Genomic DNA, 25621 nt, shown 5'->3' on the forward strand with positions numbered 1-25621 from the left:
GATCACTCAGCCGGGTCGGGCCGTTCCACACCATCATCTCGATCTTGTTGTCAAGCTGCGGGGCAGCCTGTCCGCCCGGCTGTCGCGCCGGGCGGCGTCGGTTCCACGGGCCGAGGCGGGTTTCCTCCGGGGTTGCGGTCGGGTGGGCGGTTCGCGCTGGTCAACCGGGCGGTGCCAGCGCCAGGGCGAGGGTGAAGCAAGCGGCCAGGGCATCAGCCCACGGCCAGGTCCGGGGAATCTTGATTCGGCGCCTTCGCTGGCCCCGCACGAGCCGGACGGCGGTGTGCAGCAGGCGGTAGCGCAGCGTCTTGGGCTCGGCGTCGGCCAGTGCGCCGGTCAGGCAAAGCAGCCGCAGCCAGCACAACAGGTCGATGGCGATCGCCGCGGCGAGGCACCAGGAGGCGTTGACCTGCATGGACTTGCTGGGCAGGTGACCGAGACCGGTGGATTTGGCGCATCGGATGCGGTCTTCGACGCGGGCGTGGACGCGGTGGCGGGCCTCCAGGAAGTCGAGCTGACGGCCGGGCTGCCGGACGGGAGTGTTGGTGGCGAACAAGCTGTAGCGCCATCCGTCGGCTTCTTCCAGCAGTGACAGCTGAGCGCCGGAACCGGGGCGTTCCCGGCGGCAGATCACCCGCATCCCGGCCGGCCACAGCGCGAGCCGGTCGCCGCCGGCCGAGTGGCGCAGCAGGCCGGTGAGTTCGACGACGCCCGCGTCGCCGAGGTCCCGTGCTTTGCCGTGTGCGTCGATGACGTGCTGCCAGGCGTCGCCGGGGACGCGCTTGATCGTCTCCTGTTCGCGGTCCCCCAGTTCCCAGCCGATGGAGTACTCCAGGTGCTGTCCGCGCCGGCTGGCCACCTCGTGCAGGTGGTCGAGGAAGTCGTGGGTGGCGCCCGCGCCGACGGTGGTGATCAGCAGGTTGCGCCGATGCGGCCAGGGGACCTGGGCGATGGAGGTGTCGAGCAGGTCGATGTGGTCGCGTGCGGTGTTGCTGCTGGCCGTGCCGGGGCGCAGTTCGATGGCCAGGGCCTCGCCGGTGTTGTCGCAGAAGGCGGTGAGCGGGTGGTGGCCGTAGCCCTTGAAGTTGGCGGCGGCGCCTTCCTTGTCGGAGTGGGCGGGGATCATCGTGGCGTCCAGTCGGATCACGATCTGTCTGCCCAGGTCGCGGTCGGCCACGGGGGAGGCGGGGATGGCGCCGTGCCGGGCGGCGATCAGCTGCCATGCGCTGCGGCGGACAGCGGCGCGGGCGGTGGTGATGCGGTCGGCGGTCAGGGGGTCGATCTCGGTCAGGGCGCGGCGCAGGGTGGAGTCGGAGGCGATGGGTCCGAAGAGTTCTGCCTGGTCGCGCAGGGTGGCGAGGTCGGCTAGGACGCGTCCGCCGTCGGTGATCATGACGGCGGTATCGGTCAGGACGCGTCCGCGGTCGTGGGTGGGGGTGAAGTGTCGGCGTCGCAATGCGGTTGATATTCGCCGGGTCAGGCCCAGGTTGTCGGCGAGGAGGCGTAGGACGGCGGATCCGGCGTGGTTGACGATGCCGTGGCCGTCGACTTCCGCTGTGAGATCGCGGGACCACGCGGTAGGGTCGGACACTTGAAAAGTGCTCCTCGGTTCTGGTGGATCAAGTGCTTGGTCGCCTTGATTTTCCCAGGTCAGGGGCACTTTTCGCATGTGAACGGGCTAGTCGATCAAGCTGCCGTGATTACTTGAGGTCTGAGCGTCGCTGGTGGAGGTGCCGGGCCGCTGCCCGTCGTCGATCTCGGCCTGGCGGACCCAGCCGCGTAGGGCTTCGCGGTGCACGCCGAGTTGGTCGGCCACCCGCGCGATGGCGCCGGGCGCGCCACCGGTCTGCCGACGGGTCTCGAAGACCATCCGGACCGCGCGCTCACGCAGTTCGTCGGGGTACTTCCTGGGGGCTGGCATCGTGCGTCATTCTCCCTTCCGCCAGCACGATCATGCTGGCTTCAGGGCCTCCACGAAAGCCGGAGCGGTTCAGTCCAGCCGGGCCGCGACCGCCTCGTCATCCTGCTGGGCGACAAACGTATCCCGCGCCGGCCCGAGTGCGTGGCCTCGGCCCGCCGGTTCGTCCGCGACTCGGCCCGCGAAGCCGGGAACCTGGTGGTCGAGGTCTACGACGGCAGCTCTTTCTTCCCCGTCGTCACGACGCCCGACGAGACCGCCGAGTCCGGCCGCGGCCTGACCCTGGTCCAGACCCTCGCCGCCAACTGGGGCACACGCGCACGCCGTACGGCAAGTCCGTCTTCTTCGAATTCCCCGCCTGGCCATGACCACCGACACGATCCCGGCGGGAACCCTGAGGCTCCCACCGGAGTCGGGAGGCTACTCCCCGGTCAGGCGGCCCAGCCGTTCCATGGCCTCGACGTACTGCTCGACCATGCCGAACACCACGTCCCTGGCCGGCTTGACCTGGTTCATGGCCCCGATGATCTGACCGGCCGGGAAGGTGGCCAGCTCGGCGGCGTCGGAGCGGCCGATCCTGCGCAGCGCGTCCGAGACCAGCATGAACTGCAGCGGCATCGGCAGCGTGCCCGGCGACTCGGCCGCCTCCCAGGCGTCGGTCCACTCGTTCTTCAGCAGCCGGGCGGGCTTGCCGGTCCAGGAGCGGGAGCGGACGGTGTCGCGGGAGGTGGCCTCCAGGATGCGCCGCCTGGCCATCTCGGGGGTGTCCGCCTCCTCCACGGTCAGCCAGATCGACCCGGTCCACACGCCCTCGGCGCCCAGTGCCATGCCCGCCGCCATCTGGCGGCCGTCGCCGATGCCCCCGGCGGCCAGCACGGGCACGTCCACGGCGTCCACGACCTGCGGGATGAGCACCATCGTGGAGATCTCGCCGGTGTGCCCGCCCGCCTCGGTGCCCTGCGCGACGACGATGTCCACGCCGACCTCGACCTGCTTGACCGCGTGCCGGGGGGTGGAGGCCAGCGCCGCGACCTTGACCCCGCGCGCGTGGGCGAGCTCGACCACGTCGGCGGGGGGCGGGCCGAGGGCGTTGGCGAGCAGCGCGATCGGGTGCTTCAGCGCCACCTCGACCTGCGGCCGGGCGGTGGCGTCGGTCCAGCCGAGCAGCACCTTGCCCGCGTCGGCCTCGTCCGACAGCGGCGGGACCCCGTGCGAGGCCAGCAGCTCGTCGACGAACTTCCGGTGCCCCTCGGGGATCATCCCCGCCAGGCGTCCCACCAGGTCCTCGGGGGAGTCGACGCCGAGGTCGGCTCCCGCGTAGGAGGCGGGCATGACCACGTCGACGCCGTACGGCCTGCCGTCGACGTGGTCGTCGATCCACTTGAGCTCCATCTCGAGCTCTTCCGGGGTGAAGTAGAGGGCGCCGAGCACGCCCATCCCGCCGGCGCGGCTGACCGCGGCGACGACGTCCCGGCAGTGGCTGAACGCGAAGATCGGAAATTCGATTCCGAGCATGTCCGTGACACGTGTCCGCATGCATTCACCGTACGGCGCACAACAGCAAAACTGCAACGCGTTCTAGTCTAGAACATTTCGTCGGTACTCACGGGTAACAACAACGAGAACGCGTTTCATCGAGGCATCCGGCGCCAGACCGCCCTGGGCAGTACGCGCATCACCGCGAACATCGCCCGCAGCAGGCCGGGGACCCACACGATCTCCGCGCCCGACCGCAGCCCGTCGATCACCGCGTCGGCGACCTGACCCGGGGTCGAGGACAGCGGGGCGGGGGACATGCCCTCGGTCATCCGCCCGATCACGAAGCCGGGCCGCACCACCATCACGTGCGCCCCCGACCCGTGCAGCGCGTCGCCGAGCCCCTGCGCGAAGCCGTCCAGGCCCGCCTTGGCCGAGCCGTACACGAAGTTCGCCCTGCGCACCCGGATCCCGGCCACCGAGGAGAGCACCACGAGCGTCCCGTGCCCCTGCTCGCGCAGCCGCCGGGCGGCGTGCAGCCCGACGGACACGTGCCCGCCGTAGTTGACGGCGACCGCCCCGGCGGCGGCCACCGGGTCGGCGTCGTAGGCCGCCTGGCTGCCCAGCACCCCGAAGGCGGGGATCACCACGTCGAGGTCGCCGACCAGCTTCACCGCGGCCTCGATCACCTCGCCGTGCGTCTCCGGGCGGGCCGCGTCGAAGTCCAGCAGGTGGACCTCGGCGGCCCCGATCACCGGCGGGACGCCGCCGGCGGCGTCCCGGGCGGCGAGCACCACGCGGCGGACGCCGTCGCGGACCAGCCGCTCGACGATCGCCAGCCCGATCTCGCTCCGCCCGCCGAGCAGCAGCACGGTGTCCACCGAGCCCAGGGCGTTCCTCACAATCTCAGATCCCCTCGAAGAGTCGACGTCCGCGGAGGCCCGCCGGCCCCCGGCGCTTCACAGCCGCCCGCGTCCGCTCACAGCCGCAGCCTTCTCGCCAGGTCGGTGCGGAACACCCCGCCGGGGTCCGCCCCGTCGCGGACCTTACGCCACTCCGCCAGCCTCGGGTACATCGCGGCCATCGTCTCGGCGGACATCCGCGAGTCCTTGGCCAGGTAGACCCGCCCGCCGGCCTCGGCCACCCGCTCGTCGAAGGCGCGCAGCAGCCCGGCCAGGCCGCGCTGCCCCGCCGGGATGTCCAGGGCCAGCGTCCAGCCGGGCAGCGGGAACGAGAGCATCCCCGGTGTGCCCGGGCCGAACCGCTTGAGCACGGTGAGGAAGGAGACCACGCCCTCGGCCGAGAGCCGGGACACGATCCGCCGCAGCGTCGCCTCCTGGCCGAAGGGGACCACGAACTGGTACTGGACGAAGCCGCGCGGGCCGTACACGCGGTTCCAGCCGTCGACGAAGTCCAGCGGGTGGAAGAACGGCGCCAGGCCCTGCACGAGGCTCCCGGGCCGCGACTTGAGGTACCAGGCCTCGTTGAACGCCCGGACGGTCACCGGGTTGAGCAGGCCGTCCGGCGCCCAGCGCGGCGCGGCGAGCAGGGACCTCGGGGAGAACGCCAGCGGGTCCGCGCCGCGCGGCAGGTCCTCGCGCGCGGCGTGGTCGCCCCGGGTGAGCACGCTGCGGCCCATCCGGCCGCCCCGCGCCAGCAGGTCGATCCAGGCGACCGTGTAGCGGTAGCGGTCGTCGGTGGCGGTCATCGTCTCCAGCGTGTGGTCCAGGTCGCGGGTGCGCTCGACGTCCACCCGGATCCGGGAGGTCTCGATCGGGACGCACCGGAACACCGCCTCGGTGATGATCCCGGTCAGGCCCATGCCGCCGACCGTGGCCCAGAACAGCTCGTCGCCCGGGGTCAGCGTCCGGGACTCGCCGTCCGCCGTGACCAGGGTCAGCGAGCGCAGGTGCGCGCCGAAGGAGGAGTCGACGTGGTGGTTCTTGCCGTGCACGTCGGCCGCGACGGCCCCGCCCACGGTCACGTGCCGGGTGCCCGGCGTGACGGGGACGAACCAGCCCCGCGGCACCAGCGCGGCCATCAGGTCGTGCAGGCTCACTCCGGCGGCGGCGGTGACCAGGCCGGTCGTCTCGTCCAGGGACCAGGAGGTCAGCCCGGTGCAGTCGACGACCAGCCCGCCGGCGTTCTGCGCGGCGTCGCCGTAGGAGCGGCCGAGGCCCCGCGCCGCGACGCCGCGCTCCGGCGCCCGGCGCAGCAGCTCGGCGACCTGCTCGGCCGAGCCGGGCCTGGCCAGGCGGGCGGGGGTCGGCGCGGTACGGCCCCAGCCGGTCAGGAAGGAGGTCATGGCGACGAGGGTACGGCAGCGGTCACGTCAGGTAGATCCCGGTGACGAGCAGCGCCAGCAGGACCGCGGCGAACAGCTGGGTGGGCCGGTCGCGCAGGGCGAGCTCCTCCGGTTCCTCACCGATCCCCCGGTCCACCAGCAGGTTGTGCCTCAGCACGATGAGCAGGAACGGGACGATGCTGAGCGCGTAGAACGGCCCGGGATGGTCGTTCAGCGCCCACAGGCAGTAGGTGACGATCATCGCGCCCGACGCCATCGTGCGGACCTGCGCGAGGTAGGCCGGGCTGTAGGCGGCCAGGATGGCCCGGGTGGAGTTGCCCTGGGCGGCCCGCAGCTCGGCCTCCCGCTTTCCGGCCACGAGCTGCAGCGAGCCCAGGGAGACCACCACGAGGAACCAGCTGGTCACCGGGACGTCCACGGCCACCGCCCCGGCGAAGGCGCGGATCACGTGGCATCCCGCCACCGCGACCAGGTCCACCACCGGCTGGTGCTTGAGCCAGAAGGTGTAGGAGAAGGTCAGCGCGAGGTAGCCGGCGACCACGGCGGGCAGCCGCCAGTCCCCGGGCAGCGCGGCGAGGGCCGGCGCCAGCAGCACCAGCGCGACCCCGATGATCCGGGCCGCCATGACCGGGACCAGGCCCGCCGCGACCGGCCGGAACCGCTTGCGGGGGTGGCGCCGGTCGGCCTCGACGTCCGAGGCGTCGTTGAGCAGGTAGGTGCCGCTCGCCGCGAGGCAGAAGGCGGCGAAGGCGAGCAGGGCGCCCCGGACCCCGTCCGCCGTGCCCAGCACGCCGGCCGCCGCCGGGGCCGCGAAGACCAGGGCGTTCTTCACCCACTGGCGCGGGCGGCAGGCCCGGACCAGGGCGGGGAGGGAGAATCGCCGCTCCGCGCGTACGGCCGCCGGCGGGTCCGCCGGCGGCCGTACGATCACGTTCTCCTCGCCGGTCACGCCTTGGCGGAGGACCCGCGGGCCACGAAGAACCCGGCGGCCAGCAGGAGGATGCCGAGGATGAGCAGGATCACCGGGATCGTGGTCTTGATCATGGTGATCTGGCTCTTGCTGTCAGTGGCGTTGCGGACCAGGTCGTTGACCGTCTCGGGGGTCATCTTGGCGGTGGCGATGAGGGCGGTGACAGGAGTGCCGGTGCCGTCCTGGGTCTTCAGGACCTCGTTGCGCTGCTGCTCCTGGCGGACCGGAGAGCCGGTCGTGGGCTCGATCCAGAACGTGTTCTTGCCCTCGTAGACGCGGTCCACCTGGACGTCGCCGGTCGTCCCGGTCAGCCCCATGATCGAGGCGGGCACGGTCCGGGTCTCGGTCTTGGTCGGCGGGATCGTCTGCTCGAACTTGTAGGCCGGCAGGCCGTTGACCTGCTCCTCGCCGACGAACTTGGCGTCGAAGGCCATGCCCGTGGTGGAGTTGAAGACCTTGTAGGTCTTCTGCTCGACGTCGAAGGGCCACTTGTAGACCTGGCCCTCAAGCTTGATCGGCTTCTTGTCGATGTTCACCGCGCAGCAGGTGATGCCCTCGCCGGTGAACTTGTTGAAGGCGCTGCGCCGCTCGGTGATCGAGATGCCCGGGTTGTTGTTCGTGATGTCGTTGGTGACGGTGAACTCGTCCCAGACGACCCGGTCGCCCTCGGCCTGGCTGACGTCTCCGCGGGTGGTGACCGTGATGCCGAGGTTGCCGGTCATCACCTTGAGGTCCTTGGCGCTGAAGTACTGGGCGCCCTCGGCCTGCAGCTTGCTGACCCCGTACTGCGCGGCGGGCGCCGCGATGAGGCTGCCACCGATCTGGAACCGCACGAGCGGCGCCAGAACGATGAGGAAGGCCCCGGCGGCTAAGAGAACAACTCCGACTACTCGGCGCATTGATCCTCCTGAGGAGCTTCCCGCTAAGCAGGTGTCATGGGGGGTGAAATGTACTTAAATCACGTTCTACTGGCCAGTATGTTAGTGATGCCGATCACCCACGTCACTCAGGGATGCGGAAAAGTGACCGAAACAAGTTCTAGGCCGACACCGGTCATCGGAGAAGAATCTCCGGTGGCCGACGGCCATCTGGACGCCCTCGACGGCGTCCGGGCGGTCGCCTCGTTCCTGGTGCTCGCCTTCCACGTGGCCGCCGAGTCCGGCGCCATGATGCAGGAGGGGTTCGCCGGGGCGCTGCTCTCCCGCGGGGACGTGGCCGTGCCGATCTTCTTCGCCCTCTCCGGGGTGCTGCTCTACCGCCCCTTCGCGGCCGCGGCGCTGACCGGGGGGCCGTCCCCCCGGATCCCCGCCTACCTGTGGCGGCGGGCCGTACGCATCCTTCCCGGTTACTGGCTGGTCGTCGTCGTCGCCATGCTCCTGTGGTCGCGGGACCACATCTCCGACGCCTGGACCTGGCTCACACTCCTGCTCCTGGGCCAGAACTACGCCTTCGACCCCTGGTGGACCGGCCTGGCCCCGCGGGGGCTGGCCCAGATGTGGAGCCTGGCGGTGGAGGCGGCGTTCTACGTCCTGCTCCCGGTGATCGCCGCCGCCCTGGCGGCCTTCGCCCGGCGGGCCGGCGACGACGTCGACCGGCGGGCCGTACGGCTCCTGGCGGGGCTGGCTGCGTTCGCGGCGGTCTCGTACGCCTGGACGCTGCTGATCCACTACCCGCGGCACCAGCCGCTGCTCAGCCTCTGGCCGCCGCGCGCGGCGGGCTACTTCGCCGCCGGAATGGCCCTGGCCGTGGTCATGGCGTGGGCGCGCGCCCGGCCGGACGGTCCCGCGGGACGCTTCGGCCGCGGGGTCGCCGCCTCCCCCGGCTCCTGGTGGCTCGTGGCCGCCATGGCCTACGCCGTCGCGGCCTCCCCGGTGACCGGCTCCCGGTTCCTCGGCGTCGACGGCGTCTGGGCGGACCTGTCCGAGCTGGTGCTCTACACCGCGGTGGCCTTCTGCCTGCTCGCCCCGGCCGCGCTGCTGCCGCCGGGAGACTCCCCCGTCCGGCGGCTGCTGGGCAACCGGGTGATGCGCTTCCTCGGCAAGGTCTCCTACGGCGTGTTCCTCTGGCAGTTCGTAGCGATCTACGGCTGGTACGGCTTCACCGGCCAGGAGTCGTTCTCCGGCGGCTTCCTCGGCAACCTGGTGCCCATCGCCCTGATCACCCTCGCGCTCGCCACCGTGACCTACCTGCTGCTGGAGAACCCCCTCCAGCGGGTGAACTCCTGGGTGCGGCGCTGAGTCAGGAGGGCCGCCACCCCTCGGGGGCCGCGACCCCCAGCGCCACGCCCGTCAGGCAGACCTGCGCGGCCGGGTCGTCGATGACGATCCGGAGGTCCGGCCCGGTGCCCCGCACCGGGAAGTGGACCAGGCCGCTCTGCGTCTCCCTCAGGTTGAGCATGATCCTCTCCGCGCCGATCTCGACGGTCGCCGAGACCGCTCGTCCGGCCGTGTAGGACAGCGCGCCCGCCCCGTCCCGCTTCCCGCCGGAGGCCGCCACGCCGGGCAGGGTGACCACGCCGTTCACCGACGGGATGCAGCGCTCGCCCTGCGGCGCCGGCTGGAAGAATCCGAAGACGCTCATCCGCACCAGCCGGCCGTCCTCGTTGAAGACCCTGGCTTCGTGGCTGGGCTCGGGGTGGGCCATCCTGATCCGTGTCCCGGGACGTGCCAGCGGGGCGAGCAGGCGGGTGCTGAGCCGCCGGTCTCCGTTCACCGCCAGCACGATGTCCTCGGGCACCGGGGTCGGGTAGATCACGGCGTCGTCCGGCACCCGGGCGAGCTCCGCGGCGACCGTGTTCAGGTAGGCGCGGACCCGGTCGCCACTGAGGGTGGCCCGGTAGGCCTCGATCGAGGCCAGTGACGCCGCCAGATAGGCTCCGGCGGCCAGCCCGGCAGTAAGGACCAGCGAGGATCTGGGCGGCAGGGGGCGGCGGTAGGGATCCGCCTCCCCCCGCAGCGGCATGAGCGCCAGCCCGAGGACGACCGCCAGGACGACCACGGCGTCGGCCACGTAGCGGGTCTCGGCGCCGATCATCGCGGTGAAGCTGCCCCGGGCGATGACCGTGGGGACCGCGTCGGCGAAGACCAGGTAGGCGGCCAGGATCGACCACGCCCTCAGCGCCCGGCGCCGGTAGGCGACCGTGGCCGCCACCAGGACCGCCAGCACCAGCCAGGAGACCGCGACCATGACGTCCGACGGGCCGGACATCCCGCCGGTCGGCGTGACCGGGCTCCAGGTCAGCGGGCCGCCGACCGCCCCGGTGGGAAAGGTACGGCCCAGCATGAGCCCGACCAGGTCCACCGCCACATCCGGTTTGGGAACCACCGCGCCCTCCCCCGGCGCGGTGTCCCGGCGCGCGAGGTAGAGCGCCGTGTAGGCGGCCATCAGCGCCAGGTACGCCCCCCAGAGCCGCCGGTTCCGCCCGAGCTCCCCGATCATCGACCGGACCCAGCCGGCCTCCCGGTCGCCCAGGAAGGCGGTGGTCACCGCGAAGAGCAGGAAGACGACGAAGACGCCCTTGGTGCTGAAGGCCATGCCCGTCACGGACCACGCCATCGCGTGCCGGCCGTACCGGCTCCCCTCACCGCGCGCGAACCGGATCTGGGCGGTCAACGCCAGCACCATCGCGAGCTGGAGCGGGATCGCGTTGAGCGCGGACGCCCACCAGCCGAACGGCGGGATCGTCAGCGGGCTGAACAGCAGCACCGCCAGCGGCAGCAGGATCGCCGGGCGGGTGCCGAACAGCAGCCGCAGCAGCCGCAGCGCCAGAACCCCGAGCAGGGCCTGGGCGAGGAACGTGACGGTCGCCACCAGCAGCCAGTCGTACGGGGCGATGCGGGAGAGCACCCAGGTCAGCGCGAGCGCGCCGGGCATGAAGTGCCCCTTGTGGATGCGCGTCACGAAATCGAGGGAGAGATCGCTCTCGTAGGCGTTCCCGACGAAGAGCAGGTCGTCCTCGACGAAGTAGGAGTCCCGCAGGATCAGCACGCGCAGGACGAGCGAGGCCCCGATCAGCAGTACCGCTCCCCGCACCACCGGCTCCCGGAGACCCGAGGCCCAGCCGGGCAACGTGATCCGCAGTGTCGGCGGTTCCGAGCGTTCAACCTGTGTGGCCCCCACCTGCGGTCCCCTCTGATCTCCCATGATGCGGCAGATCACCCTATGAGCCTGGCGAGATCGCCCGCAATACGGTGTTATGCTCCGGCGCACCCGATTCGTTCATCGCGGCGAGGAGCAGCATTTGGAGACTCCGCAGGCACCGTTCCGCGCCACCCTGGCCCGGTCGGTCCGGCTGCTCGGCGCCTTCCGCAAGGAGCAGAGCGACCCGGACTTCTTCTACGGCATGCTCGCCCGGGACACCGTCGCCCAGCTCGCCGTCCACGCCGAGCTGGACGGAGCGCTCGTCGCGGACGTCGGCGGCGGCCCCGGCTACTTCACCGACGTGCTGCGGGCGGTGGGCGCCCGGCCCGTCTGCGTGGACTGCGACGCCGGGGAGATGATGGCCCGCCAGGGCGCGGCCCCGGAGGGCGCGGTGCTCGGCAGCGCCCTGGACATCCCGCTGTCCACCGGGTCGGTGGACGTCTGCTTCTCCTCCAACGTCCTGGAGCACGTGCCGGACCCGTGGCGGATGGCCGACGAGATGGTCCGCGTCACCAGGCCCGGCGGCGTGGTCTACCTGTCCTTCACCAACTGGCTCTCCCCGTGGGGCGGCCACGAGACCTCCCCCTGGCACTACCTCGGCGGCCACCGGGCCGCCGCCCGCTACACCCGCCGGTACGGCAAGCCCCCCAAGAACGTGTACGGCACCAGCCTCTACCCCGTCTCCGTGGGAGCGGCGCTGCGCTGGGCGCGGCGGCGGCCGGACGTCGAGATCCTGGCCGCCCTGCCCCGCTACCACCCCCGCTGGGCCACCTGGGTCATCCGCGTCCCGGGGGTGCGCGAGATCGTGAGCTGGAACCTCCTGCTCATCCTGCGCCGCCGCTGACCTCCTCCGGCAGGACCACGCCGAGCGTGACGGCCCGCAGGCAGGGCCGGACCGCCCCCTGGTCCACCGTGACGCGCATGTCCCCCCGGTAGACCGGGACCGGGAAGAACACCTGCCGGTGTCCCGGAGCCAGGACCAGCCGGGTGTCCGCCGAACCGGTCCGCACGGTGACGCCGACGGGCTCGCGGACCTCGTAGTCGATCCTCACCACGTTCCCCGGCCCTTCGGCGCGCAGGCCGACGGTGAGCGCCCGGCCGCCGTCCAGGGGGAAGCACCGGGACCCCTCCTCGGGCACCGCGAACCCGCCGAAGATCCTCAACGGCCGGAGCCGTCCCTCCTCGTCGAAGGTGACGCCCCGGTAGGCCGGCCCCGGCCGCCGGAGCGCCTCCCGGTCCCGCTCCTCCACCCCGGGCGCCACCAGGAAGGAACTGAGCCGCATCTCCACCCCGTGCCAGGGGAACAGGATCCGGTCGGGGACCAGGGTCGGATAGACCTGGGCGGTTCCGCGCAGCCGCGCCACCTCCGTGCGGGCGTTCGCGAAGTACCCGCGAGGGATCTCGTCCCCGACCAGCCCGACGAAGGCCGCGGCCGAACCTGTCCCGGAGACCACGTAGCAGGCGGCGGCCGCCGCGGCCACCACCTGGTGCCCCGCGAACGGAGGGCGCCGCCACGGCAGGCCCTCCCCCCTCATCGGGATGAGGGCCAATGCCAGGCAGAGCGCCGTGACCGGGACCGAGTCGGCGATGTACCGGCTCTCGAACGCGTGCTCCGGGTAGACCCGTGCCCGGGCCAGCAGTGTGATCAGCCCGTCGGCGAACACCACGAACCCGGCGGCGAGCGCCCATGCCCGCCAGACCCTCCGCCGGTGGCGGATCGTCACCGCGACCACCGCGGCGATGACCACCCACGCCAGCACCACCGTGACGAACGACGGCTCCACCACGGGCCCGATCGGCTCCCCGGCGGCCCAGCCGACCGGACTGCCGGTGACCAGCAGCGGAACGGCCTGGACGAGGAACCAGAATCCGTAGTCGGCCGCCGCCGAGGGCCCGGGGAGCCCGAGCCCCATCGACCCCGAGGCGCCCAGCAGCGAAAGGTAGAACGCGCTGTAACCCGCGAGAAGGAGCAGATGCGCCGCCCAGAGCCACCAGAAGCGGCGCAGCGCCTCGCCGATGCCCGTCAGCCAGCCCCTGTCGATCAGGAACCAGGCCGTCACCGCGAAGAGCACCACCGGTATGAACACGGCCTTCTCGAAGAAGACCAGACCCGCCAGCGTCCAGGCCAGAGTGGCGAACCCGTGCCGGACCCCCCGGCCCGCGGCCAGCCGTACCATCGAGCACAGCGCCATGCAGAGCGCGATCTGAAGCGGGACGATGTTGATCGCCGCCGCCATCCACGTGACCGTCTGGATCGTCGCGGGGGCGAAGAGCGACACGGCCAGCGGGACGAGCACCAGCCAGCGCCGCCCGAACAGCAGCAGCATCAGCCGGAAGAACGCAAGGCCCGCGCCCACGTGGAGCAGCAGGATCATGACCGACGCCAGCATCCAGCCGTGGGCGTGGATCCTCGTGATCACCCACACGAGGGCGTACCCGCCGGGCATCAGGTGCCCGATGTGCACGCGGGTGAGGAAGTCCCAGTCCAGCGGCCGCTCGGCGGCGAACGCCGTGAAGATCAGATCGTCCTCGAAGAAGTACGACTCCCCCAGCGCGACGGCCTTGAGCACGGTCACCAGGGCGATCAGGGCGACCCCCGCGACGACGACCCCGCTCCGCCTGAGGACGGGGTGCGCGGTCCACCTGGGCAGCCTCAGCTCGATCTCGACCGGCCCGCCGTTCACACGGCCTCCATCTCCATCTCCATCTCCGGCTCCGGCACCGGCGTCGTCCGCCCCCCGGATCCCGCCCTGCGCTGCCTTACGGCGAGCAGGCACAGCGCGGCTCCCAGCACGAGGAACGCCCCCGGCATCACGTCCCGGACGACGAGCGCCCACCGGGCGAAGCTCCGTGCCTCGGCGGCCCTGACCACGACGTCCTCGCGGGACATGACCAGGTCGGCCCGGAGGCTCACCATGCGCTCCACGCCGTCGACGGTGCGCAGGACCTGCCGGTGCCGCTCCTCGGTCTTCACCGTCAGGCCGCTCTCCGGCTCCACCCAGAGCGTGCGGGTCACCTCGGCGTACCGGGAGACGCCGACGGTGCGTCGCTCGGGCAGTCCCAGGACCCGCCCGGGGAACTCCCCGGCCACGTCCTCGACCTTGATCGGGCCCGCGGTGTAGCCGTAGCGGTAGGTCCGGACGCCCTCGACCTCCTCCTCCCGCTCGAACCGGAGGAGGGCCGCCCGGCGCAGCACCGTGTCGTACATCGGATAGGCACGCGGCTCGGCGCGGAAGGGCAGCCGGAACGCCAGGCCCGACTGCCACGCGTGGCGGTTCTCGTCGACGTACTGCCCGCAGCAGCCGACCGCCGTCCCGGTCCTGCGGTCGAAGGCGGTCCGCCGCTCGTGGTAGTCGATCCGCCTGCCCTCGGCGGTGGCGAGCGAGGTGAACTCCACCCACACCGCGGTGTTCTCGTCTCCCGCGGCGGTGTCACCGCTGAGCGTCGTCGTGGACACGAGCGGGACGCCGGTCCGGGAGACGAGCGTGCCGGTGTCGAAGTAGGCGCCCGCCGCCGTGGCCATGCGGTGGGTCCGCTTCTGCTCCAGCGGCAGCACCAGGACGCTCTCGTAGACCTGGAAGCGGAGCAGCCCCGCGAAGGTGAGGAAGAAGACGCCCGCCGCCAGGGCGGCCGCCCAGGGGATCCGGAGCCTGGTCACGGGGCCACCGCCGCCATCTCCCGCCGCCGTTCGAGGACGGGGGTCTCCGGCTCCGCGGGGGTGCTCCCGCGTCCGGGGACCGCCGCCAGCAACCCGGCGACCGCGACGAGGCAGAGTACCTGGACGACGATCTCGGCGGATGCGCTTCCCGCGGGAAGGCCGAGCGTCCGGCCCGCCAGGGGCACCAGCCCGGCCAGACCGAGCGGGACCGCGAACGACCACGGCGCGGTCACCGCGCCCGCCAGGCCGGGGAGCAGGCCGCCGCGCGCGTGCCGGGCCTGGGCGACCGCCTCCAGCCAGGCGTACAGGGCCAGCGCCCCGCACACGATCGCGGCTCCTGCGAAACCTCCGGTCCACAGCCCCGCCACCGGGGCGAGCGGCCAGACCCAGGCAGCGCGGATCGCGGCCGGAGCCGTACCCGCCGGGCGCCGCGCCGTGCGGCGGGCGGGGACGCAGGCCGCGGCAGCCACCAGGAGCACCAGGGCGAGTCCGCCGAGCAGCGCCGCCCGGTACATGGAGTCGGGCTCGTACCGCAAGGTCACGAGGCCCGTCACCGCCGGCACCTCCCAGGCCTGCCGCCAGCCGTCCAGCCGGGCCGGGATCAGCTCCCGGCCGTTCAGGTAGGCCTTCCAGCCGCGGTTGTGGTTCTCGTTGACCACCAGGTAGGAGGGCTCCGACGTGGCGATCCGCACCCGCCGTTCCGCCGGCCCCCACGTCTCGGCGCGGGCCGGGAGGGCGCGCGCTCCGGCGGCCGGATCCGCCGGCGGGCGCAGCAGCATCGACTCGATCCGGAAGGCGTCGAGGAAGCCGGCGCCCACCCGTGCCGCGCCGGCCGCCAGCTCGACCGGCTCGCAGGAGCGGTAGCCGAGCGGGCGGCCGCCGACCACGTCCCCCAGCGTGCCGTCCACGATCTCGGTGGGGACGGTGTTGCCGTTCACGACGAGCGAAGGCCCGTACCCGCAGGGCAGCCGGAGCGGGTACGAGTCCAGTGAAGCGAGCGGCTCGACCCCCGGGATGCCGATCTCCGCCACCTCGATCGGCCGCGAGGCGGAGGCGGTGAAGGTGATCTCCAGCCGGTCGGTCCGCAGGGGGGTGAAGGCGATCCGGTCGTCCGGGCCGATCCACCCCCGCACGGTACGGCCGCCGCCCCGCACGGTCACCCTGACCGGCGGCTGGCCCAGGTAGGAGTCGGGGAAGATCACCTGGAGCCGGGAGACCGTCGTCCTCCTTCCGAGCTCGACGGTCAGGGTGGGGTTCGGGTCGGCGGTGTTGGCGTACCAGAGCGTGCCCAGGTCGCCGTCCATCGCCGAACGGCCGATCACCGCCGGATGGTCGGTGGCCGTGGAGGAAGCCGCGATCTTCGGGAAGACGCGCGGCAGGGTGGTGAGCCGCCGGGCCGAGACCGGGTCGGTCAGCGTGGCCCGCCCCGTGATGAGGCGCGCTCCGCCGGTCCTGACGGTGAACTCGCGGTCGAACCCGAACCCGTCCTCCCCCTGGATCTCCAGGTACGGCGAGCAGGTCCACGTCCGGGATCCGTGCACGCAGGCGGGCGCGGTCCCCTGGCGGGTGAGCAGCACCGCGCCGGGGTCGGACTCGCCCTGGGCGGGGACCACGATCCGGCGGGCCGCCTTCACCCCGGGGACGGTCACCTCGGCGATCCCGACGCGGTTGCCGAACGCCGTCCTCGCGCCGCCCGCCAGCTTGGTCACCCGGATTCTCAGCCAGGAGCTCTTGCCCGCCGGCGGGGCGACGGACTGCGGAGCGATCGTCTCGCTCACCGCGACCCGCCGCGTTCCCGCCGCCGTCTCCAAGGAGACCTCCGACACCGGCGGTCCGGCCGACTGCTCGAACGCCACCGTGATCCGCGGCACCTCGATGCTCTCGACGAAGCGCACCTCCAGCCACTGGCCGACCGCGCCGCTCCAGCCGTCGGAGCGCCAGCTCGTGCGCAGATCGCCGTCGAGCGCCGCGTACGGCTGCCGCCCGGGGTCGCGCCGATCCGCCGGCGCCGTGACGGACGACTCCGCGGAGGAGGCGACGACGTCCAGGATGCCGGAGTAGTCGGCCGTCGCGGTGGCGCGTTCCCAGGCGGGGTCGGTCAGGTCGGAGGGCGCGCCGCGCTCCAGGCGCTGGTCCTCGGTGAGCGTGTTCGAGGCGGAGCGGCGCACGTCGCCGAAGACGAGCTCGCGGCGGCGCAGCGTGTCCGTCACCACCGTGTTGCGGGGTGAGACGACGTCGGCCTCCGGCTCGTCGCCGAGCAGGGTGGCCCGGTCGTCGGTCAGCAGCCCTTCCTCCGCCAGGGCGAGCACGGCCTCCGGCGCCCCGGTCACCCGGAGCGTGCCCTCCCGGGGGACGGTGGCGGCCTGCGGCGCGGGATCGGGGACGGCGTAGATCTCCAGGGCGGGATACGGCTGGTCGAACCAGCCGGAGGCGGCGGGGCTGGAGGCGGACCCGACCTCCGGGCCGAAGGCGGCGACCCGGCGCAGGCCGGTGGACTCGTCGAGGGTCTCGTGCACCCGCGCGGGCCAGGCCGTGCCGAGCGTCTCACGGGCGAGGTCGTTGCGGACGAGCAGGTAGGTGACGCCGATGCGGCGCAGCGCGGAGGTGAGGCCCGGCGAGCCCCGGCCGGCGGCGAAGCGCTCGTCCACCGCCTGCAGCAGGCGCGCGAGGCCGGGCGAGCCCCACGGCACGTTGCTGTGGGCGGCCCAGCGCACGGTCAGCAGCGACTGCATGGGCTCGTCCATCGGACGCCCCCACGTGTACTCGCCGCGGCGCGAGCCGGGCGCGGCGAGCACCATCCCGTCGCCGGTGTGCTCGTTGAGCCAGGCCGCCGCCTCCCGCCAGTAGCCGGGCAGCTCGGTGAAGCCCCCGGTGGGCGTGACCCCGGCGAAGGCCACCGGCGTCGCGGTGAGGAGGACCGCGCCGGAGGCCGCGGCCAGGACGGGCCTGCGCAGCCGGACCGGCGCCGCCAGCGGGAGCGCGGCCAGGCCGAGCGCGAGCGGGAGCCGTACCAGGGCGTCGAACTTGTGCAGGTTGCGGAAGGGGGCGAGCGGGCCGTCCAGCAGCGCCCGCACCTGCTCGGTCCAGGGGTGGGCCAGCGCGTCGGCGTGGCCGAAGGAGACGATCGCGATCCCGGCCAGGGCGCTGACGGCGAGGAAGGCCCGCTCGGGGGTGGCGCGGGCGGCGATGCCGGCGGCGCCGAGCCCTGCGGCGAGCGCGGTCGCCGCGATCAGCCGGGGATCGGCCGCCTGCTCGAACGCGGCGGGCAGCCACGCGCGGCCGTCCACCGCCAGGAACGAGATCCAGGTCGACGTGCCGCGCAGGATGTTGAGCAGCGAGGTGACCTGCGTGGTGGCGCTCGCGGTCTCGATGAACGGCAGGAAGGAGAAGATGTACTGGCCCATCACGAGCAGCGGGGCCAGCCACCACATCGAGACCGCTCCGACGCAGCCGAGCCACCAGGCCAGCAGCCTCCGCCTGCGCGGTCCCTTCCTCCGGGTGAGCAGGTACAGCAGGGGGACGACCAGCACCGCCAGCTCGGCCACCGCGTTGATGCCGCCGGCGAACACGAAGGCCAGCGCCGACAGCGCCGCCGCCCTGCGCGGGCCGGCGTCCCCCCGGGTACCGCGCACGAGCGGGAGCAGGATCCACGGCAGCACCGCGCTCGGCTGGAACTCCGAGGAGTTGATCCCGATCAGCGCGATCGCGTGCGGCGCCAGCGCGTAGGCGAGACCGGCCAGGAGCCGGGTGGCGGGTGTGCCGATGCCCATCGCGCGGGCCAGGCGTTCCACACCGACGAAGGCGGCGCACAGCACCGCCGTCATCCACAGCCGCTGGACGCTCCACGGGGGCATGTCCAGCGCCTCGAACAGGGCGTAGAACGGCCCCATCGGGAAGAAGTAGCCGTGCGCCTGGTTCTGCAGGTGACCGAAGAACGCCCCGTCCCAGAGGTGGGCCGCCCGGGACAGGAAGCCCAGCGGGTTGAGCGCCATGTCGACCTTGGTCTCGGAGATGACCTGGCCGGGCGAGGTGTTGAACGCGATCGCCCCGAGCAGCAGGCACCCAGCGAGCAGACGCAGCCGATGCCGCAGCCGGGTGGAGGCGGTATCCGTGCGGTCAGGGGTCAAAACGAGGCTCAAGTGGGGTCGGTCTCACCCACGGCGAGACGGAGGTCGGGGGTCCGGGTCAGCGAGCCACAGGCGCTCGCGGGCTGGCGGCGACGGTCGACCGCAGTGAGTTCTGCGGTGATTAGTCCGGTTATCGTAGCGCCGGTTCGTCCCCACGTGAACTCACCCGCCCAGGACCGGCAGGCCTGCTGGATCTCCGCCCGCCGCACCGGATCGGCCAGTTCCCCGATCGCCCGGTCCACCGTGCACGACAACGACTCGCCCTCGCGGACCAGCCAGCCCGTCACCCCGTCCCGGACCGAGTCGCGCAGCCCCGCCACGTCGTAGGCGACCGTGGGCACGCCGAAGGCCGCCGCCTCGATCACCGTCAGCCCCCAGCCCTCGAACTCCGAGGCGGTGACGTTCAGCAGGGCGGAGCCGAGCACGGCGTTCTTCTCCGGCTCGGAGAGGAAGCCGTGCAGGTGGACGCGGTCGGCGACGCCGGACCCCGCGGCGAACGCGGCCAGGAACTCCGACTCCGGGCCCCGGCCGACGACGTGCACGTGCAGGCCGGGACGGCGCTCGCGCAGGTCGGCGGCGAGCGCGATCACCCGCTCGACCCGCTTGTGGCCGACCAGCCGGCCCAGGTAGACCACGGCGGGGTCGCCGTCGGCGGCCTGCCGGGCCACCGGGCGGGCCGCGGAGCCGCCGTTGGGCACGACCTGGATCGGCGCCAGCCAGCGCAGGCGGGCGCGCAGGTCGTTCCTGGACGACTCGGAGACCGTGACCGTCGTGCACCGGCGGTAGAGCAGGCGGGCCACCGGCCCCTCGACGAAGCAGCCGATCCTGGCCAGCCAGGCGGGGAAGAACGCGTAGAACTGGCGGTCGTGCACGTGGTGCACGAGGCAGATGACCGGGGTACGGCGCCGCACGACGAGCGGGGAGAAGAACGGGATGCCGTTCATCGAGTCGATGACGACGTCGAACGAGCGGCGGCGGAAGAGCAGCCAGAGCGGGACCAGCAGGTAGACGAGGTAGCGGTTGCCCATCCGGTGCAGCGCGATGCCGTCGAGGCGCTCGGAGGCGGCCTGGCCCGGCTCCCTGCTGGTCACGAAGTCCACCGTGGCGCCCTGGGCGAGGAGGTAGCGGCTGACCTGCCAGGCGTACTCCTCCGCGCCGCCCGCCACCGACTGCCGCGGCTCCCGGAAGTTCAGCACCGCCACCCGGACCCCGCGCAGCGGGGCCTCGGACACGCCCGCGGCCTCGACGCTCAGCCGGGGCCGGGGGGCCGGCGTGTGCGGTGCGGCGTCCGCCTTCCCACCGGTTAAGGCCACGATCTCTCCTTCGCTTCGACGGCGGCGCATGCCTGGATCAGGGCATGGCGGAGCCTGCCCCGTGCTGTTCAGTGGTGTTCGGTGGTGCCGATCAGCGAGATCCGGCCGGGCACGACCGGTGGAGGAGCATCCGGGGGGCCGTCAGCCGACCCCCCGGATCACTTGTCGCCGTAGTTGTACAGCGGCCGGTTGGGAGGCTCCGGCGTGGGCGCGGCCACGTTGACTACTGCCACGGAGGCGCCGACCGCAAGAACCGCCCCGACGGCCAGTGCTGCGAGCACTCGTATCACTGGACTCTCCCTCCTGGATTCGGACAGTGTGCCGAGAGTAGAACGTGATCCACCTCATAAGCCATAGGCTTAGTAAAAACGTGACAAAGTAAGTTACCGTCGGGTACCGCGATGAACTGGGGAAACTCCAGCTCAGCGAGGGTGGCCGAGGCGCAGGAGGCGCAGCTCCTCCCCCTGGAACACGGTGGCGCCGCCGTGGAACGCGTTATCACCCGAATGCACGAGGACGTAGCGCACCCCGAGCGCCGCCAGCGCCCGGACCCGGTCCTCCGGCCGCCCTTCCAGCGCCGTCTCCACCTCCGTGACCAGCGGATCCTCCGCCGCGACCGTGATCCGGCCCCCGTCCGGCAGCCCGACGAGCAGTTCGTCGTTCCAGACCGTCCTGCGCGCGAACATCTTGCTCGCCGGATCGAGGATCACCCGCCCGCCGTTCCACCCGAAGGCCCGGTGCGCCCCCCACGGCAGCGAGAGCAGCGCGCCCGGGGCCGGATCGGCGTTCACGATCGCCTGGACCCGCCGCCACTCGTCCGGGTAGTCCACCGCCGCGAGCCTGCCGAACGCCCCCAGGGCGAAGGAGGGCAGCACGAGCACCGGCACGGCCACCGCGACCGCCGCGACGGCCCGCGAGGCCGGGCCGCCGGCGGACGGAGCCGGGCCGGCGCCGGGACCGGGCACCGGCCCCGCTGCGACACCGCCCAGCCCCACGGCCTGGAGGAGGGCGAAGGAGGCCAGGTGGAGCTGGCCGTCACGGAGCGGGCCGAACCCCGGCCACCAGCCGATCAGCGCCTTCAGCGGCCCCGGCGCGAAGGGCCCCAGGCACGCCACCGCCAGTCCCGCCCCCGCCGCCGCGGCCAGCCCGGTCCAGTACGGCGGAGCCCCCCGCGCCCCGGCGCGGAGCCGTACGAACCCCCGGACCGCGACCGCGGCGAGCACCAGCCGGACGCCGGCCGACCACCAGGAGTCCTGCCCGGGCACCGTCGCGTGCGCGTTCCAGATCCCGCCCAGCCCGAGCAGGCTGCCGAGCACGCCGAACGGGCCGTCGGCCCGGGCCGCGAACGCGTCCACCCCGGCGGGATCGGTCGTGGCCGCGCTGAGCAGCGCGGGGACCAGCCAGGGCAGGCTCAGCCCGCCCAGGATCAGCGCCGCCTCCCCCACCCGGCGGACGCGCGCCGCAGGGAGGGGCGCTGGGAGGGGCGCCGTCGCGGCGGTGGCGAGCACGGCCGGTACGGAGACCAGCATCGCCTGGAAGCCGCCGGCGGCGGCGGGGAGCAGGGCGGCCACGAGCCGGAGCCGCCCGCCGAGCGCCGCCGCCCGCACCGCCCAGGGCAGCCCGGCGACGCCCAGCAGCAGCGCCCACTGGCCGAGCAGGAGCCGCTGGGCCAGGTAGGCGTTCCAGGCGTAGAAGGCCGCCGCGGCCAGGCGCGGGCCGAGCCGGTCCGAGGGCACGAGCGCGGCCGCCCCGGACGCGGCCAGCACGAAGACGCCGAGCAGGATCGCCTTCTGCACCGCCTGCTCGGGCAGGACCGCCGAGAGCAGCGCGACCACCAGGTCGCTGGGGACCGCCCGGGGGAAGCCCTGCCCGGGGAGGGTGAGCGGCGGGTCCGGCACGAACACCATGTCGTAGCGGAGCACGAACCCCGGCCCCAGCGCGGGCCCGAGGGCCAGCACGCCGAGCAGCAGCCCCAGTACGGCGGGCGCCAGCGCTCTGGCCCGTTCTGTCCGCATACCGCCAGACACTACGGCAGCCCCGGGGGAGGCCCGGGGCTGCCGCCTCCTACGGGGCTACTTGCCCGGCTCGGGGTCGCGGGGCAGGCCGAGCATGCGCTCGCCGATGATGTTGAGCTGCACCTCGGTGGTGCCGCCGTAGATCGTCATCGCGCGGGTGGCCAGCACGGCGCGGTTCCAGTAGCCCGGGTCGCCGAGCTTCATGTCGGCCGCGACCACGGCGGAGACGCCGAGCAGCCCGACCGCGCACTCGGAGACGTGCTGGGCGTGCGAGGTGGAGAGCAGCTTGCGGACCGAGGCGTCCGCACCGGGCTCGCCCCCGGTCAGCTGCTTCAGCGTCACCCGCAGGCCGAGGGCGTTGATCGAGTGCCCCTCGCAGACCACCCGGGCCAGCTCCTGGCGCTCGGCCGGGGTCAGCTCGCGACCGAGCCGCCCGGCCAGGCCGAGCAGGTCGGGAACGGAGGCGCCGGTCCCCCCCGAGCCCGACGAGAGCGAGACGCGCTCGTTGGACAGGGTGTTGCGGGCCACCTTCCAGCCCTCGCCGACCTCGCCGACGACCAGCTCGTCCGGGACGAACACGTCGTCGAGGAAGACCTCGTTGAACAGGTTCTCACCGGTCATCTCGGTCAGCGGCCGGACGGTGACGCCGGGCGCCTTCATGTCCACCAGGAAGTAGGTGATGCCCTCGTGCTTGGACCCCTCGGAGGAGTTGCGGGCGATGCAGATGCCCCACTCGGCGACGTGCGCCACCGAGGTCCAGATCTTCTGGCCGTTGAGCTTCCAGCCGCCCTCGACCTTCTCCGCCTTCATCTGCAGCGCGGCGAGGTCGGAGCCGGCGCCCGGCTCGGAGAAGAGCTGGCACCACATCATCTCGCCGCTGAGCGTCTTGGGCAGGAAGCGCTCCTGCTGCTCGGCCGTGCCGTACATGGCGATCGACGGCACCACCCAGGCGCCGATGATCATCTGGGGGAGCTTGACCTTGGCGGCCTTGAGCTCCTGGAAGATGAGCACCTGCTCCAGCGGCTTGGCGTCGCGGCCCCACGGCCGGGGCAGGTGCGGCATGACGAACCCGCCGGCGGCCAGCGCCCGCTTCTGCTCCTGGCCCGAGAGCTTCGCGATCCCGGCGACCTCCTCGCGGATCGACTCGCGCAGCGCGGCGGCGTCCTCGGGGAGGTCGATCTCCATCTCCCGGCTGACGCCGTCCAGCGCGAGCGAGGCCACGGACTCCGCCCACTCGGAGCCCGGACCGAGCAGGGCGCGCAGGGTGAGCGCGCGGCGGTAGTACAGGTGCGCGTCGTGCTCGTAGGTGTAGCCGATGCCGCCGAAGATCTGGACGGCGTCCTTGGCGCACTGCACGGCGGCGTCCGGCGCGACCACGCCCGCGATCGCCGCGGCGTAGTCCAGCTCCCGCCCTTCCGCCCGGGTCGCGTCCCAGACCGTGGCGCGGGCCTGCTCCAGCGCGACGAGCATGCGCGAGGCCTTGTGCTTGACGCCCTGGAACTGGCCGATCGGGCGGCCGAACTGCACGCGCACCTTGGCGTACTCGGCGGCGGCGGTCACGCACCAGGAGGCGACGCCCGAGGCCTCGGCGCCCAGGATGACCGCGGCCAGGTTCAGCACGGCCGGGCCCTGCAGGCCGTCCAGGATCCGCCCGGCCGGTACGGCGGCCGCGTCGAGCTCGACCTTGGCGACGCCGCGGGTGATGTCCAGCGACTTGACCGGGGTCACGGTCGCCGCGGAGGCGTCCACCGCGACCCACTCCTCGCCCCGGTCGGTGCTCACCGGGAGCACCAGGACGTCGGCGAGCGCGCCGCCGAGCACGGTCTCGGCGGTGCCGGTGACCGTCAGGGCGCCGTCCTCGCCCCGGGTGCCGGTGATCGTGCCGGAGAGCGCGACCGCGCCGGTCAGCGTGCCGTCGGCGAGACCGGGCAGCAGCTCGGCGTGGGCCTTCCCGTCGGAGGCCAGGATCGCGGCGCTGGCGAGCACCGTCGGGACGTAGGGGCCGGGGGCGACCCGCTCGCCGAGCGCCTCGACCGCGACGGCCGTCTCCAGCAGGCCGTACCCGCTGCCGCCGTGCTCCTCGGGGATGTGCAGGCCGAGCAGGCCCTGCTCGGCCAGGCCCGGCCAGAAGCCGGGCCGCTGCTCGCCCTCGGCCGCGATGGCGGCGCGTACGACCTCGGACGGAATGTTGCGCTCGGCCCAGCCGCTCACCGACTCGCGGAGCGCCTCGTGCTCCTCGCTCAACCCGATCGCCATGACAGCCTCCAGAAACGGTTCAGTGGCAGAACCATATTCTAGAAGGTGTTTCCGTTACAACGCGCGGGCGCTCGCGATCAGGGGGGCGATGTCCGCCCAGAGCTGCTTGCGGGTGTCCGGCACGGTCACGAAGAACATGGCCGGCTTGCGCTGGCCGATGTCCAGCAGCGCGAGCGCCGCCTGCGAGGTGCGGGTCTTGTCACCCACCAGATAGGTGACCTTGTAGCCGAGCACCCAGCCCTTGCCGGTCGCGAGCTTCTGCGAGGCGGTCCAGACGACCTCGGCGCCCGCCGGGTGGTGATGGCGGACGGTCCACTCCACCGCGGTCAGCGCCGCCTTCTTGAAGTCGGCGTCGGTCTCCAGCTCGGCCCTCGGCTTCTCCCCCGGCAGCAGGGCCGAGACCGCCATCGCCCGCGGCAGGCGCGTCCCGCCCGCCCGCTGCCCCGCGGAGAACGGCGGCATCGCCGCGGTCGTCCACGGCGCGCCCAGCTTCGCGTAGGAGATCGCGGCCTTGGCGTCGGTCACGGTGCCGAGCACCGGACTCGCCGTACCGGGCAGCGCCTTGAGCGGGGTCGCCCGGGGCAGCGCGGGCAGCGTGATCTCGGCGGCGACCGGCGTCGGCGTGCCCGGCGAGGCGGGGGCGGTGCTCCGCACCTGCACGGGATCGGCGGGGGTGTCCCCGGAGAACAGGGAGAAGATCAGGAAGACCGCCAGGGCGGTGCCGAGCGCGGCGCCGACGCTGTAGACCGCCCTGACCGGGATGTCGCCGATCCGGGTCAGCAGCCTGGCGCCGAGCCCCTGCCTCCGGGGCGCCGCCGGGACCGGCGGGGCGCCGAGGCGGAACGGTCCAGTGGTCTCGTCGTCGGGCGGGCCTCCCGCCGTACCGCCGGCCGGAGCGGGAGAGGCCTCGGTCCGCCCGGCGGACGTCGCAGCCGCCTCGTCCGCGGCCTGCTCCTCCGCCGCCGCCTCGTCCGCAGTCGCCTCGTCCGCGGCCGGTTCATCCGCGGGCGACCCGTCCGCGACCTGCTCCTCCGCGGGGGGCTCCTCCGCGGGAGGCTCCTCCGGGGAGGATTCCTCCACGGGAGATTCCTGCGCGGCCGGTTCTTCCGCGGCCGGCTCCTTCGCGGACGGCCCGCCGGGGGACGGGAGCCGGCGCACGAGGACGGTCTCCTCACCGTCCCCGACGGGGAAGCGGCGGGGCACGCGGGGGGTGATCACCGTGCCGTCTTCGGCGGAGACGACGGGAATGGGTGCCGTGGGCGCGTCGTAGGAGGGAACATGCCCGTCACCAGAGCGCCCGGAGGGGTTGCCGCCGACGTCCGCCATGGCTGTCAGGCTATGCGAACCCCGGCGATCGGTGTACCTCATCTCTTCGGACTCCTTCCAGGTCCGAGGCATTATCGCAGGTCGCGGCATACCCCCCTTCCCTGAACAGAATGTCGT

The 25621-nt window shown here is 73.0% G+C and carries 18 protein-coding genes; 2 read left to right on the forward strand and 16 right to left on the reverse strand.

Annotated features, from left to right (window positions below; translation table 11 throughout):
- Positions 1-160: 160 nt before the first annotated feature.
- The 7 genes from FHS22_RS06295 to pgfA (FHS22_RS06325) all read right to left on the reverse strand — a co-directional run bounded on the left by FHS22_RS06295 (position 161) and on the right by pgfA (FHS22_RS06325) (position 7568).
- The gene (locus tag FHS22_RS06295) at positions 161-1591 is read right to left on the reverse strand and encodes an IS1380 family transposase (RefSeq protein ID WP_184939240.1); all 1431 of its coding nucleotides are present in this window, start codon (positions 1589-1591) and stop codon (positions 161-163) included.
- Positions 1592-1678: 87 nt separating this feature from the next.
- Complete coding sequence (locus FHS22_RS06300; RefSeq protein ID WP_184939242.1) at positions 1679-1921, reverse strand: transposase; 243 nt, start codon at positions 1919-1921, stop codon at positions 1679-1681.
- 417 nt (positions 1922-2338) lie between these two features.
- Complete coding sequence (locus FHS22_RS06305) at positions 2339-3454, reverse strand: NAD(P)H-dependent flavin oxidoreductase (protein ID WP_184939243.1); 1116 nt, start codon at positions 3452-3454, stop codon at positions 2339-2341.
- 95 nt (positions 3455-3549) lie between these two features.
- Positions 3550-4296, reverse strand: coding sequence for a decaprenylphospho-beta-D-erythro-pentofuranosid-2-ulose 2-reductase (locus FHS22_RS06310; RefSeq protein WP_184939245.1), 747 nt, complete (start codon positions 4294-4296; stop codon positions 3550-3552).
- Positions 4297-4373: 77 nt separating this feature from the next.
- On the reverse strand, positions 4374-5699 hold the full coding sequence (locus tag FHS22_RS06315) for an FAD-binding oxidoreductase (protein WP_184939247.1): 1326 nt from the start codon (positions 5697-5699) through the stop codon (positions 4374-4376).
- Between the two features lie 22 nt (positions 5700-5721).
- On the reverse strand, positions 5722-6630 hold the full coding sequence (locus FHS22_RS06320; protein WP_184939249.1) for a decaprenyl-phosphate phosphoribosyltransferase: 909 nt from the start codon (positions 6628-6630) through the stop codon (positions 5722-5724).
- Positions 6631-6644: 14 nt separating this feature from the next.
- Positions 6645-7568 carry a cell envelope lipid trafficking protein PgfA gene (gene pgfA / locus FHS22_RS06325; protein ID WP_184939250.1) on the reverse strand — a complete coding sequence of 308 codons (924 nt, stop codon included), beginning with the start codon at positions 7566-7568 and terminating at the stop codon, positions 6645-6647.
- Between the two features lie 174 nt (positions 7569-7742).
- Between pgfA (FHS22_RS06325) and FHS22_RS06330 the strand changes: the two genes are divergently transcribed.
- Entirely contained in the window at positions 7743-8906 is a 1164-nt protein-coding gene (locus FHS22_RS06330; RefSeq protein WP_338047621.1) for an acyltransferase family protein, read from the forward strand.
- Between the two features lies 1 nt (position 8907).
- On the opposite strand, the gene FHS22_RS06335 is transcribed toward FHS22_RS06330, so the two are convergent.
- Positions 8908-10701: a hypothetical protein gene (locus FHS22_RS06335; protein WP_184939253.1), complete on the reverse strand. Its 1794-nt coding sequence runs from the start codon at positions 10699-10701 to the stop codon at positions 8908-8910.
- Between the two features lie 208 nt (positions 10702-10909).
- On the opposite strand from FHS22_RS06335, the gene FHS22_RS06340 reads away from it, so the two are divergent.
- Positions 10910-11653: a class I SAM-dependent methyltransferase gene (locus FHS22_RS06340; RefSeq protein WP_260407716.1), complete on the forward strand. Its 744-nt coding sequence runs from the start codon at positions 10910-10912 to the stop codon at positions 11651-11653.
- On the opposite strand, the gene FHS22_RS06345 is transcribed toward FHS22_RS06340, so the two are convergent.
- The 8 genes from FHS22_RS06345 to FHS22_RS06375 form a co-directional block, all read right to left on the reverse strand.
- Entirely contained in the window at positions 11634-13493 is a 1860-nt protein-coding gene (locus FHS22_RS06345; protein WP_184939256.1) for a hypothetical protein, read from the reverse strand. The genes FHS22_RS06340 and FHS22_RS06345 overlap by 20 nt on opposite strands.
- Entirely contained in the window at positions 13490-14467 is a 978-nt protein-coding gene (pgfA, locus tag FHS22_RS06350) for a cell envelope lipid trafficking protein PgfA (protein WP_184939258.1), read from the reverse strand. The genes FHS22_RS06345 and pgfA (FHS22_RS06350) overlap by 4 nt, the downstream gene beginning before the upstream one ends.
- Positions 14464-18594: an alpha-(1->3)-arabinofuranosyltransferase gene (locus FHS22_RS06355; RefSeq protein ID WP_260407717.1), complete on the reverse strand. Its 4131-nt coding sequence runs from the start codon at positions 18592-18594 to the stop codon at positions 14464-14466. Before FHS22_RS06355 ends, pgfA (FHS22_RS06350) begins: the two co-directional genes overlap by 4 nt.
- 8 nt (positions 18595-18602) lie before the next feature.
- Positions 18603-19907, reverse strand: a complete 1305-nt coding sequence (locus tag FHS22_RS06360; RefSeq protein ID WP_338047622.1) for a glycosyltransferase family 4 protein — start codon at positions 19905-19907, stop codon at positions 18603-18605.
- A 158-nt stretch (positions 19908-20065) separates the two neighbouring features.
- Entirely contained in the window at positions 20066-20197 is a 132-nt protein-coding gene (locus FHS22_RS37825) for a hypothetical protein (RefSeq protein WP_255529966.1), read from the reverse strand.
- A gap of 132 nt (positions 20198-20329) precedes the next feature.
- Complete coding sequence (locus tag FHS22_RS06365; RefSeq protein WP_184939263.1) at positions 20330-21922, reverse strand: MmpA family trehalose lipid delivery protein; 1593 nt, start codon at positions 21920-21922, stop codon at positions 20330-20332.
- A 57-nt stretch (positions 21923-21979) separates the two neighbouring features.
- Positions 21980-24178, reverse strand: a complete 2199-nt coding sequence (locus tag FHS22_RS06370) for an acyl-CoA dehydrogenase family protein (RefSeq protein WP_184939265.1) — start codon at positions 24176-24178, stop codon at positions 21980-21982.
- 54 nt (positions 24179-24232) lie between these two features.
- Positions 24233-25504 (reverse strand): hypothetical protein, encoded by a 1272-nt coding sequence (locus FHS22_RS06375; protein WP_184939267.1) that lies wholly within the window; start codon positions 25502-25504, stop codon positions 24233-24235.
- Positions 25505-25621 lie beyond the last annotated feature (117 nt).

Origin of the sequence: Thiemannella venezuelensis, from assembly GCF_014203605.1 — a bacterium.
Taxonomy (GTDB): Bacteria; Actinomycetota; Actinomycetes; order Streptosporangiales; family Streptosporangiaceae; genus Planomonospora_A; species Planomonospora_A venezuelensis.

Bases quoted from the DNA above. Each gene is read 5' to 3' on its own strand.
- FHS22_RS06365 (WP_184939263.1), bottom strand. From the start codon at position 21,922: ATGCGGACAGAACGGGCCAGAGCGCTGGCGCCCGCCGTACTGGGGCTG.
- FHS22_RS06370 (WP_184939265.1), bottom strand. From the start codon at position 24,178: ATGGCGATCGGGTTGAGCGAGGAGCACGAGGCGCTCCGCGAGTCGGTG.
- pgfA (WP_184939250.1), bottom strand. From the start codon at position 7,568: ATGCGCCGAGTAGTCGGAGTTGTTCTCTTAGCCGCCGGGGCCTTCCTC.
- FHS22_RS06375 (WP_184939267.1), bottom strand. From the start codon at position 25,504: ATGGCGGACGTCGGCGGCAACCCCTCCGGGCGCTCTGGTGACGGGCAT.
- FHS22_RS06300 (WP_184939242.1), bottom strand. From the start codon at position 1,921: ATGCCAGCCCCCAGGAAGTACCCCGACGAACTGCGTGAGCGCGCGGTC.
- FHS22_RS06305 (WP_184939243.1), bottom strand. From the start codon at position 3,454: ATGCGGACACGTGTCACGGACATGCTCGGAATCGAATTTCCGATCTTC.
- FHS22_RS06315 (WP_184939247.1), bottom strand. From the start codon at position 5,699: ATGACCTCCTTCCTGACCGGCTGGGGCCGTACCGCGCCGACCCCCGCC.